Genomic DNA, 11,258 nt, shown 5'->3' with positions numbered 1-11,258 from the left:
GATCGGCTCTCACTCTTCCGGCCCTACATCCACGCTGCCATTCTTCTGAACCGCCTGACGGAAAGCGCGCTTGTTGCAGGTTGCCAAGGCATCACTGAGCTCGCTGGACTTGATCGCAGCGAACGTCTCGCGATTCCGCTCGATTCCTTTGCGGTAATCTTCTCGGCTCATATCGCCGAGTTCACGGGCACGGATGCATTCCTCGTCGAGCCTGTTCTTGGTGGTGCCGATCCACTCTTTCGCCGTGGTTTCGAGTGCCTCACTAAGTGCCCTATCGGGAGATATTTGATCGCGGAGGTTGGCTATCAAGTGCCGTTGCAACGTATCCGCCAAAGGCGATGGCACATGGTTCTCGAAAATCGTTTCGACCATCGTGACAGGGTCCAGGTCCATTTGGGCACGCTCTGCGTAGGTTTTGAGTTCGTCGAAAACAGGACTGAATGCCTTCATGTCCACATCACCAACCATGCTGTGGCAGGCATGCATCGTGCGCTCTTCGAGGCTCGCGGCATCGCTAACCAGTTCTTGGCCGTACCGCTTCCAGCGGCTGGGCAATTCCGCATTCCTGAACGGTCCATCAGTCATGATCACCTCCCGTGTCGGGAAAGTAGGCGCAGGAGCTGACAAAGTCAATATATCGGTTCCAATTTCTGACATCGCCACGTAAAGTCGAGGAAGAGCCAATTCGCGTGACGCGTCTTACAGGTTTGAGTGCTAACTTCCGATCGGCTAGTCGAACAGGGGAAGAGACGATCCATGGCTCAAGGCCAGTTGCAGGCTAGCAAGCTCGAAACACTCGCTGCCAGACTCCAGGAGCTGCTGACGGATGAGTTTTCTACTCAGGTCCTATCAGGCTCAATGATGGCTTTGTGGGTGACGGCGAATCCATTGAGGCTTTCGCACTTTTCCGCGGGGCTTCGAGAACTATATGGCCACACACTCCATACTGTGGCCCCAGACGACGAGGTGAAAAGCTGCGAATGGTTCTCGGCGGAGACACAAGATGGTCGTCCCAGTCGTCGTCAGAGAATCAGATTTGGCATCCAGGGAGGCCTATCAGACGAGGCGGTAGCAGCCTTAGGCGTAGAATCGAATGAAATCCATGGCGAGATGCTCGCGGTCATAGACCAGCTCAGCAAATTCACTCACGTACGTCCCAACACCATCGAGGTTGCCCCCGAAGAAGCAGAGGCCTTCGCGTGCGATGCCGTTGCCACGTTTGTGGCCTTTTTCGAAACGTTGGAGGAATGTCGCAGGGGGGTGCGCAGAGCCGTCGAATATGCCGTCAATGACCATGCATTGGAAGTATTTACTCAGGAGATGTTCAGCGAGATCGACATTCTTTCGACCCGATCCGCCGTCGATGGAGTTCAGATTGGAAGCCTGGAAATTACATCCATTGGTCCAGCCCTAGTCAATTATCGCGTGACCGGAGATGTCTATGTCGAACTGTCTTACGGATCGAAAAGTGACTTCCAGAGGGACATGGGAGCCGAGATCCGCACGGATTTCCCCTTTCTGCTCACCATGTCGGCGCCAGTCGGCGCGTTGAAGGCGTTTCAGGACCCCAACCCGTCAATCGACACGTCGAGCTGGTATGACGACGGGGATAGCGAGGACGACAATTTCGCGAAGATCACGGACTACTAGGCACTTGTCAGGCTCTTTATCAGGTGCCCGCTAGAAACATCCATCTAGCCCGAAAAATTCATGGTGGGTTGGCGGATGTGGTGCAAGCCGTTGAAATGACGTAGATTTGGTTGCTAAGGCCGATCCGTATCATTTCCCGGAGACCACACCCGCCATGAACGATCCTACGCTGCCGCTGAGCGGTTTGTCATCAGTGGGCGGTGCTCGACATCGACGATACTTTTGATGCCGTGCATGGCGGTCAGCAATTGCGCCTGTTCAACGCGCATTACGACGAATACGGCTTCCAGCCGATCGTGGTGTTCGATGGCGATGGCCGGTTCGTCAGCGCGATCCTGCGGCCGGCCAAGCGGCCGAGTGGGGCAGAAATCCGCCCCCACCTGCGCCGCCTGGTGCGGGCGATCCGGAGCAATTGGCCGAACACACGGATCCTGATCCGGGCCGACAGCCATTATTGCAGTCCACTGGTCATTGGCTGCTGCCGCGCCAACGGTGTCGACTTCATCCTCGGCTTGGCGCCCACCACGACCCTGCACAAGCATGTCGCGCATTTGGAAGCCACCACGCTGGCGCGTTTTGAGGCGTCGGCGAAAACAGCCAAGGTCCGCCGCTTCAAGGAGTTTGTCGACGGCGCCGGCAGCTGGAGCCGCGTCGAGCGGATCATCGCCCGCGTCGAGGTCGGAACTCAAGGGACTGAGACCCGCTTCATCGTCACCAATCTTGCCGGTGGGAAGGCCAAGGCGCTCTACGAGGATGTCTACTGCCAGCGCGGCGCAGCCGAGAACCACATCAAGTCGTGGAAGACGCATCTTGCCGCTGACCGCACATCCTGCACCAGAGCGACGGCCAACCAGTTCCGGCTTCTCCTACATGCGGGCGCCTATTGGCTGATGTGGGGCCTGCGCGCTGCGATGCCGAAACGCTCGAGCTTTGCCGTCGCCCAATTCGACACGCTGCGATTGCGCCTCATCAAGATCGCTGCGCGGGTGGTCGAGATGAAGACCCAGATCCGCCTGCACCTGCCGACATCCTGCCCTGACCAGCGCATCCTGCGCATCGTCCTCGACCGCATCCCGCGGCTTGTGACATAGCGACGGGGCCAAGATGCCCCGAACCGAACCCGCCAACATCAACCCGCAAACCCCGCCTCCCATCACCGACGGATCAGCCCCGCCGCCCGACCAGGCTTGTCAAAATGCACCTACATGGGGTCAGAACAAGAACTGCTCGAAATCATACGCGGCCTTTATCAACCAAAGACAGCTACGGCTGATTTGATGATGATGCCGCCATGCGGGCTTCGGCGCATCTGACGACCCGTGGCGGTGCGAAAAACATTCGTCAATTGCAGCGCAGGCGGCACGCGCGACCACAAGGTTCGCACGCTCTCCCGGCCATGCCGGGTTTTGCGAATGACGTTTCCTGTGACGACGCGCTGCGACCATCGGAAGCCGATCTCGTGGAAATACAGGTCGGCATGCTGCGGGCTGATATGATGAAAGACGCCGGCGATGGTACGGCGGACGCGGGAGTTGAAACCTTCGACCGAATTGACGTGGACGGCGTCCCGGACATACTCACCGCTGGAATGCTTCACGGTCTCGTGCTTGGCAAAGCTCTCACCAATGGCCATGAATGCCTTCCACTCGTCGCTCATCAAATGAGCTCCCAATTCGATCTGCGCTTCAGTGACGCGTTCGCTTGCTCGCGCCGAGAGACTGGTCACGACCGCGGCACGCGCGTCACCGGACGGAGCGCCAGGCGTGACGTCGGTCGGCCGCTGCACCATGGCCATGACTGGCGTTTTGTCCGTATTCGCCTGGCCTTTCCGGCCCCGTCCCGGAGGTGGGTCATCCGGCCGCTTTCGGGGACTTCCCCCGAGATGGAAATGGTCGATCTCAACCGTGCCGACGAGCATGTTTTCCCGCGCCACCATGAGACGCAGTGCATGTCCCATCCGCCAGGCCGTTGGCTGGCTCACCCCGAGCGCCTCGGCCAGGCGCACCGACGACAAGCCCTTGTCGGATTGCAGTAACAGCCACATTGCCTTCAGCCAAACACGCATGGGAAGCTTCGTGGAGTGCAGAGGCGTGTGTGTCGTCACCGTGAACTGGAACCGGCAATCGCCGCTGGAACATTGATAAAGGCCCGGTCGGGCGCGACGCTTGCCGGTATCGCGACCGGCAAGCGCGATCGAACGTTTGTATCCGCAGGCGGGGCAGATCCGGCCATCCGGCCACACCATGCTTTCCAGCAACCGACGGGAATGCTGCTCATCCCGGAAGGCCGCGATCATTTCTTCAACAGTCCGAATGTTGGAAAGCGCTGCAAGTATTTCAGGCATTCTCACCTCCTTCAGACCAGCCCGAAGAATCGCATGAAAAGCTATAGGTCACAAGGATATTGCGGTCTTTGGTTGATAAGGGCCTCATACGCTAAGGTCGAACGGAGCATGAACATTATGCCGCCCAGAGCAATTTCGTCGGCAAGCGGAGCGGCCTGAAGCCTTCCGGGAGGTCCGGCGCAGCGTCCCAAGCGTAAATGCCGGTGAGATTGATGTGCTCCCAACTGAGCGGCGAGACGTGCTTGAGCAAGATATCGGGAATATTCCGACCATTCTGCCGCAAATGGGCGACGGCGCGGCTAAGGTAGACGGTGTTCCAATGGACGATGGCACTGACGACCAGATTAAGGCCGGAGGCGCGGAATGCCTGGCTCTCGAACGATCGGTCGCGGATTTCGCCGCGCTCATGGAAGAAGACGGCACGCTTGAGTTTGTGCGCGGCCTCGCCCTTGTTGAGACCGGCTTGGCACCGCCGACGCAGGGCCGGGCTGGAATACCACTCGATCATGAATAAGGATCGCTCGATACGGCCGAGTTCCCGCAGGGCTTTGGCCAACTGACTCGGATTCGGTGACGCTGCCAGCTTTTTGAGAATCGTCGAGGGTGCAACGGCGCGCGTGCGGATCGACGCCGCCAGATGCAGCAGATCATCCCAATATTCCATGATGAGCGCGGTATTGATCTGCACGCCGATATGGTCCGCGAGGGCCGGATGGATATCGGCTTTTTCGAACGTGTGGAATTTTCGGTCCTTGAGATTGCGCAGGCGGGGCGCAAAGCGTTTGCCGATCAGGGCAAAGAGAGCAAACACATGGTCGCTAGCGCCGCCTGTGTCCGTAAAATGCTCATCGATGTCGAGGAAGGTGTCATGATCGAACAGCCCGTCCAGAACATAGGCCGCCTCGCTTTCGGTCGGACTGATCGGCAGGATGCTGAAGTAGCCGTACTGATCGGAGAGATGGCTATAGAATTTGGTGCCTGGCTCGCTGCCATAGTGCAGATTGATGTCGCCGCGCCCTGCAGCACGATCACTGGCCCGGAAGAATTGACCGTCGGAAGACGCGGTCGTTCCATTGCCCCAGAGCAGAGCATGGGGATGACGCGCATGGGCGTCGGTCACGCTTGCCTGCGCCGCCCGATAAGTTTCGGTCCTGGCATGGAACATGCGCATCCAGCCGATCTGATGGGCGCTGATCCCTTTCGATGCACCCGCCATGCGTTTCGGCCCGAGATTGGTGGCGTCCGCGAGGGTGCCGGCGAGCATAGCAGCGATGTTTTGCGGCATGTCGCCCGTTCGCACATGGGTGAACTGGTCGGCAAAGCCCGTCCACTCATGCACCTCTCTGAGAAGATCTGGCACCTCGACGAGCGGGTACATGTCGTTCAGCTCAAGATTCAGTTCCTCGGCTGCGGCGGGAACCTCGCTGGCCAGCGGCGTCACCAGCAGGGTTCCGGCCTCGAGACGGACACCCTCAAGCTTGCCGTTCCGGGCGCGGTGTGCGAGGCGTTTCAGATTGAAGTCGAGCAATTGCTGCATTTGCGCGAGCCATGCCGCCCCGTCGCGCTGTACGCCGAGACCGAGCTGGTCGGTTTCTTTGAGATCGGAGAAGGCCGGACGCGGCATAAGATGCTCATCCATCGGGCGAAATGCCCTGCTGCCTTCGACCCAGACATCTGCTGAGCGAAGGCGCTCCCGCAACGCCGCCAGCGTGGCAATCTCGTAGAGACGACGATCAGGTTTTGATCCGCTGAAGATCAATTTGCGGGCCGTCGCGCCGAGATGGGCAACCGGAACCCGATCTGGAAGGCTGCGCCGCCCATCTTCGTAGAGGGATTTGAGGGTCTCAATCGCCGCAAGCAGGGGATCGTTCCGGCGAGCCGAGCGGAAAGCGAAGGTCCGTAGGAACAGCGCCGCATATTTGCGGACGTTCGCGTATTGCTCCACCGCCACAAGCAATGGATCAGGATCTCCATTTTCCACCATGGCTTCGAGAGCGGGCTTTACCTGCAAAAGACGATGCCAGCCGACGTGCCGGTTGATCGTCTCGATCGCATCCTCATCGTTGTCGTTGGCGGCCTGAAGGGCGGAAATCGTATCGAGAAACAGCCGGAGCACCTTCGCCGTCTCTTTGCGCGTTTCGGCATGGCGCTGCTTCTTGCGATTGTTGGCCTGGGAAAAGAGCCTGCCGATCAGCTTGATGAACATGGTGATCGCGTCGTCGGTCAGCTTGTGGCCGAGCTTGATAACCTGGGCGACGATCGTCGCGCGTCGACGGCTGGCGTTGAAATCAGCGGCAAGCCAAGCCGGCGTGACATCGCCCTCCCGGATCATCTGGTCCCAGCGTCCGGAATGGATACGGCCCTGCAGGCGGGGATCGATATCAAGGGTGCGAATGAAGGAGAGCCTTTCCATCATCGCGACCAGGTTGCTGGCGCCGGGTGCGTCCGGGGCCGATCGTAGCCAATAGAACCGCGTCTGTGCAATTGCAGGATCGACCTTCAGCAAATCGTCGAGGCTCTGAAGCTGCTCAGGGGAAAAGCCGGAGATCAACGCCGCTTCCGCACGCCGTCGCGCTATGGCGCGTGCCGCCAGCCCGATCCGCTCTATGGTGTCCGGCGTGGGAAGCACCACATTGCGTTCCCGCATGGTGGTGACGATTGCCTTGGCAATAGGAGACCCCTTGTCGGTTGTCGCTGCCGTTTCGATTGCGGACATCAAGGCGGCTCGCCGGTCCGGAGCTGCCGCGGTTCTCATCCCAAGATAGGCGAGGAGGTGCGAGACGTGTTCCAGTCGGGTCGGCTCTCGCCTCGCATAGGAGCTAAAGCTTTCCGGATCGGCATCCAGTTGCTCGGCGATATAGTTGAGCATTGCCCGCGGCGGTATTTCGGCCGCCATGAGCGTCCTGCCCGGATATCGCATCATGCAAAGCTGGGCAGCAAAGCCGAGTTGGTTATGTTTTCGCCTGCGCACTTCGATCTCCAGCCGGTCGACCGGAGACAGAGTATAGTGACGGATCAAACTGTCTTCATCGGTTGGCACGCCGAACAGCTCCTGTCGATCCTGAATTTTGAGAAGCTTCCGCCGGGCCATTTCTTTACTCCATGCAACATCGCGCCGATGGCCTCCGGCATGTCCGAAAACGACCGGTTCCGTACAGGGTGAAATCGCACTGTCCACAAATTAGCTTGACATAATTACGGACATGCCCGACATTTCGGACAGCCTATTCGGACGAATCGAGCTTATGCCACGCACCTTTGCCTACGTCCGTGTCTCCACGACCGGCCAAACGACTGAAAACCAGATCCAGGAAATCCAGGCCGCCGGGTTCCACATCGAGCCACGTCGCATCGTCACCGAAACTATTTCCGGCAGTATCGCCATTGCGCGGCGCCGGGGCTTCATCCGGCTCATGGATAAGCTCGAAGCCGGGGATGTGCTCATCGTGACGAAGCTCGACCGTCTTGGTCGGGACGCCATCGATGTGAGCACCACAGTAGGAAAACTGGAGGAATTGGGTGTCCGGGTTCACTGCCTCGCTCTGGGTGGTGTCGATCTCGCAAGCTCCGCTGGCAAAATGACCATGAACGTCATCAATGCCGTCGCACAGTTCGAACGTGATCTGCTTATCGAACGCACGCAGTCTGGCCTCAAACGGGCAAGATCAGAAGGAAAGACCCTTGGCCGACCAGCGCGGCTCAACGAAACGCGGAAGCATGATGTTCTTCAAGGGCTGGCCAACGGGATGAGCGTTTCAGCTCTCGCCAGAAAGTTCCAAACCAGCCGACAAACCATCATGCGCGTCAGAGACGACAGTTCACGTTCCGTTCAACCTTAGCGTATGATTTCGAGCAGCTATCGCGGTAGGGATGCCCATTACTGGGTACCCCCGCACAGATCCGGACGAGCGGAATTCCGGCATCAAATGTGCTCAAACACATTTGATGCGTAATGTGGCTTCGGTAGAGATGTGGCGTCGGCCGCCGCGGGCCAGAAGCGGCAGGCCGGTGAGGATGCCGAGCGCCACATAACAAAGCGGGTTACAGGGACCGAAGGAAGTCCATCAGCGCCGGTTGGTCACGCCATCGTTTTGGGATCTTGCCGAGACTCGGCGCCTCGCATTTTTCGAGCGCCTTAGCCTTGGTCTCGAAGTCGACCTCTGCATAGACGTTCGTGGTGTCCAGCGAGACGTGCCCGAGCCATCCGCGGACTGTGTTGATGTCGACGCCGGCGCGCAGGAGATGGGTCGCCGTGGTGTGGCGGATAGAGTGAGGGCTTACGCGCTTTGTCGCCAACGACGGCATTTTGGCGACGACCTTGAGGCCATAACGCTCGACGGCGGTATGGATCCCGAAGCGAGTGATGGGTTGGCCGCAGCGATTGAGGAAGACGGATCGAGAAGGGGCTCCGTCAGCGACGAGTGCCCGTAACTCGACGACGGTGGCGGTCCACAATGGGCAGTATCGCTGCTTGCCGCCCTTGCCATGGATTTTGACGCTGGGGGCGTTCAGGTCCAGGTCCGCCACCTTGACGCCGACCGCCTCTGACGCTCTCGCACCAGTGTTGTAGAGGAACAGCAGCAGGGCGTAGTCGCGCCGACCCTGCTCCGTCCGCCGATCTGGAGCGGCGAGCAAGGCGTCGATCTCCGCCTTTTCGAGGTAAGGAACGACCGCCTGATAGGTCTTCTTGAACGGGATCGAACGGATCTGGCCCGACCATTCGATGTGGACGGGGCTATGCTCACCGACAAAGCCAGCGAACGCCCGAACGGCGGCAAGACGTTGATTTCGGGTGGCGATCGAACATCGACGCGTCACTTCGATATCGGTCAAGAAGGCGCGGATTAGCTCGGCCGATAAATCGACGACATTCAGGCGATCAATAGACTTGCCGACCCGCTTCGCAACGAACGGGAGAAGCTGACATAAGCCGTCGCGGTAACCCTGCTGGGTGTTGCGGGCGAGATTGCGTTCGGCAACCACGTGTTCGAGTAGGAACCGCCGGATCCAGGGGCCAAGGAGCGCCTCGTCACGCATTGGGCATCTCCATGGCGTAATGCTCGAAGCGCGCGCTGGCCTCACGCAGAAGGTCCGGGGTTAGGGTTAGGTATCGCTGCGTGCCCGAGATGTTGACGTGGCCAAGGTAGGTTGAGAGCTTGGGCAGAAGCCGTTGGACGTCGGCGCCTTGGCGATACCAGGAGAGGAGGCGGTGAACTGCAAAACTATGACGAAGGTCATGCAAGCGAGGCTGATGTCGCGGCCCGGCGCCGGCGCAGACGACATTCGCTTTGACGCGTAATCGGCAGAACACCCTCTCAGCGTGTTGCAGGGTCACAGGGGCGCCCCGGCGCGTGAGGAACCAGAGGGATTCTGCAGACTGGCCTTCGCGGCGGCGAGAAGCGTGCCGGGATAAGATGCGCACGAGGTCGTGGCCGATCGGAGCCAGTCTGGTCTTGTAAAACTTGCTCTCGCGGACGCACAGGACCCCTTCCTCGAGGTCGACGTCGGCTAAGGTGAGGGACAGTGCCTCGCCAAGGCGAAGCCCCGCGCCGTAAAGGACAAGCAGGAGCGTTCGGTATGTGTCCGGATCAATAGGACAGCGAGGATGGTCGATCAGGACGACGGCGTCGAGTAAACGACCGATCTCCTCGCGGGAGTAAATATAGGGAACGAAGGCTTCCGTCGGCTTGGGGACGGCGCGTGGCAACGGCCATATGTTTGTATGCCCCCGGGCCATCGCGAACCGATAGAAGCCCGCCAGAACAGAATGCTTTCGTTCCCAGAAACGGGTCACCGGGCCGCGTCCCGCCAGAAAGGGCAACACTCGGTCGGCCGTCACCTCCGGCAGAGGTCTGTCGCCGACGAAGCGACAGAACGACTTGAGCGTGCGCGCCTCCGTGCGGAAGCGCATTCCGATTGCTTGCCGGTGATCGACAAAGCTGGCGATAATTTCTGAAAGGATCATGCCAGTCCTCCCAGATCGAACGCCCCGACCTCGCGCAGTCCGGCAAGGTCGACCCTGGCGTAGGTGCGGGTCGCAAAGGCGCTGCGATGGCCGAGATGGTCCCCGATCTCCTTCAGGCTCAGACCTTGCGCAACAAGGTGGGTGGCGCAGGCGTGGCGAAGTCCATGAGGGCCAAAATGCATCGACTGAACGCCCAGGGCGCTCAGTCGGCTTGCAACCACATGGTACACTGCGCTCGCCGACAGCGGCCGGAACGGGGCCTTGAGGGTGAGGAAGACCTCATGGCGACGGCAGCGGGGGCGCGCCAGCTGAAGGTAACTCACAACAGCGTCGCCGACGGAGGTCACCAGGGGGTAGTATTGCGTCTTGCGCTGCTTGGACCGGGTCACCTTGATGACCTCTCTCGTCCAATCGATGTCTTCGAGACAAAGACCGCGGACTTCGCCGCTTCGCAGTCCGTAGATCGCGAGCAGCTTTAGAATCGCGTGGTCACGGACGTCACGCGCGGTCCTGTCCCTCGTGCTCTCAAGGAGCCGCTGGACATCGGGCCATGCCGGGCCCATCGGCAAAGCTTCTTCCCTGAACAGTCGCGGCGCGTCGATCGCTGCGGCGATTCCGGGGCAACACCATTGTCGACGCTGAGCATGGCGGAAGAACGCGCGCAGGGCGTGCGCGCTCGTCGCTACCGACACCCGAGACCACCCGCCACGACCCTTTACGTTGAGGAAAGCGTCTACGTCTGCAACGGTGATGTCGGCGATCGAAGATTTTTCGACGCCTAAATGTTCGAGGAAAGTCTCTACCTGCCAGCGTTGGTTGGCTAGGGTGCTCGCCGACAAGCCACGCTCATCATGTTGATAGGCGATGAAGTCGTCGACCTTTTCACAATGGGCCTTCGGTTCGTTGGGAGCCGGTTCGTCAAGCTGGCCAAGAAAGCAAAGCCACGCTGCGGCGACGTCATGGAACAAACGCCGTGACCACTTCTCACCGCAGGCTCTGTTTCGCGCGTGCTGGTATCGGGCCCAAGATTGAGCGGCCGCGTCGATCTCGGCCTGCCTGACGCACCTGCCGCCGGACAGGTCCAGCCGCTCCGCAATGACCAGCAGTTCGCGGGCCGTGCGCAGCAAAGTCTCACGAGCCGCACGCTGATCGGCGAGATGCTTGAGATAGCGCAGCCGCTTCGAGGCCTCGGGCCCGTCATGGTGACGCGCTACGACCTTCGGGTAGGCGAATAAGTCCTCGAACATGCCTCGGATCTCCAGTGAGGTGGGAAATCCGATCACCTATATCCAGTTTGTT

8 protein-coding genes and 1 pseudogene are annotated in these 11,258 nt (G+C 59.8%); 3 read left to right on the top strand and 6 right to left on the bottom strand.

Annotated elements, in window-relative coordinates:
* Window positions 1–9 precede the first annotated feature (9 nt).
* A complete protein-coding gene (locus tag HB778_RS36060; RefSeq protein WP_183465399.1) occupies window positions 10–585 on the bottom strand; it encodes a hypothetical protein in 576 nt (191 codons plus the stop codon).
* A 171-nt stretch (window positions 586–756) separates the two neighbouring features.
* On the opposite strand from HB778_RS36060, the gene HB778_RS36055 reads away from it, so the two are divergent.
* Together HB778_RS36055 and HB778_RS36050 are read left to right on the top strand one after the other, a co-directional pair.
* A complete protein-coding gene (locus HB778_RS36055) occupies window positions 757–1,650 on the top strand; it encodes a hypothetical protein (protein ID WP_183465398.1) in 894 nt (297 codons plus the stop codon).
* A gap of 200 nt (window positions 1,651–1,850) precedes the next feature.
* Window positions 1,851–2,741, top strand: a pseudogene (locus tag HB778_RS36050) (IS1380 family transposase); the annotation flags it as partial.
* Window positions 2,742–2,899: 158 nt separating this feature from the next.
* On the opposite strand, the gene HB778_RS36045 reads toward HB778_RS36050, so the two are convergent.
* Window positions 2,900–3,994 carry an IS1595 family transposase gene (locus tag HB778_RS36045; RefSeq protein WP_183465397.1) on the bottom strand — a complete coding sequence of 365 codons (1,095 nt, stop codon included), beginning with the start codon at window positions 3,992–3,994 and terminating at the stop codon, window positions 2,900–2,902.
* Window positions 3,995–4,109: 115 nt separating this feature from the next.
* Window positions 4,110–7,085, bottom strand: a complete 2,976-nt coding sequence (locus HB778_RS36040) for a Tn3 family transposase (RefSeq protein ID WP_183465396.1) — start codon at window positions 7,083–7,085, stop codon at window positions 4,110–4,112.
* Window positions 7,086–7,239: 154 nt separating this feature from the next.
* Here HB778_RS36040 and HB778_RS36035 point away from each other — a divergent pair, with 154 nt between their 5' ends.
* Window positions 7,240–7,833: a recombinase family protein gene (locus tag HB778_RS36035; protein ID WP_183465506.1), complete on the top strand. Its 594-nt coding sequence runs from the start codon at window positions 7,240–7,242 to the stop codon at window positions 7,831–7,833.
* A gap of 202 nt (window positions 7,834–8,035) precedes the next feature.
* On the opposite strand, the gene HB778_RS36030 is transcribed toward HB778_RS36035, so the two are convergent.
* From HB778_RS36030 to HB778_RS36020, 3 genes are read right to left on the bottom strand one after another with little or no spacing between them, the layout of a single operon-like run.
* Entirely contained in the window at window positions 8,036–9,031 is a 996-nt protein-coding gene (locus tag HB778_RS36030) for a tyrosine-type recombinase/integrase (protein WP_183465395.1), read from the bottom strand.
* Window positions 9,024–9,959 carry a tyrosine-type recombinase/integrase gene (locus tag HB778_RS36025; RefSeq protein ID WP_183465394.1) on the bottom strand — a complete coding sequence of 312 codons (936 nt, stop codon included), beginning with the start codon at window positions 9,957–9,959 and terminating at the stop codon, window positions 9,024–9,026. The genes HB778_RS36030 and HB778_RS36025 overlap by 8 nt, the downstream gene beginning before the upstream one ends.
* Window positions 9,956–11,206 (bottom strand): tyrosine-type recombinase/integrase, encoded by a 1,251-nt coding sequence (locus tag HB778_RS36020; protein ID WP_183465393.1) that lies wholly within the window; start codon window positions 11,204–11,206, stop codon window positions 9,956–9,958. Before HB778_RS36020 ends, HB778_RS36025 begins: the two co-directional genes overlap by 4 nt.
* Between the last annotated feature and the right edge of the window lie 52 nt (window positions 11,207–11,258).

Origin of the sequence: Mesorhizobium huakuii, from assembly GCF_014189455.1 — a bacterium.
Taxonomy (GTDB): Bacteria; Pseudomonadota; Alphaproteobacteria; order Rhizobiales; family Rhizobiaceae; genus Mesorhizobium; species Mesorhizobium huakuii_A.
This window is presented reverse-complemented; position numbering and strand designations above follow the sequence as displayed.

Coding starts and splice junctions, on each gene's coding strand:
- HB778_RS36045 (WP_183465397.1), bottom strand. CDS start 3,994: ATGCCTGAAATACTTGCAGCGCTTTCCAACATTCGGACTGTTGAAGAA.
- HB778_RS36020 (WP_183465393.1), bottom strand. CDS start 11,206: ATGTTCGAGGACTTATTCGCCTACCCGAAGGTCGTAGCGCGTCACCAT.
- HB778_RS36055 (WP_183465398.1), top strand. CDS start 757: ATGGCTCAAGGCCAGTTGCAGGCTAGCAAGCTCGAAACACTCGCTGCC.
- HB778_RS36060 (WP_183465399.1), bottom strand. CDS start 585: ATGACTGATGGACCGTTCAGGAATGCGGAATTGCCCAGCCGCTGGAAG.
- HB778_RS36030 (WP_183465395.1), bottom strand. CDS start 9,031: ATGCGTGACGAGGCGCTCCTTGGCCCCTGGATCCGGCGGTTCCTACTC.
- HB778_RS36035 (WP_183465506.1), top strand. CDS start 7,240: ATGCCACGCACCTTTGCCTACGTCCGTGTCTCCACGACCGGCCAAACG.
- HB778_RS36040 (WP_183465396.1), bottom strand. CDS start 7,085: ATGGCCCGGCGGAAGCTTCTCAAAATTCAGGATCGACAGGAGCTGTTC.
- HB778_RS36025 (WP_183465394.1), bottom strand. CDS start 9,959: ATGATCCTTTCAGAAATTATCGCCAGCTTTGTCGATCACCGGCAAGCA.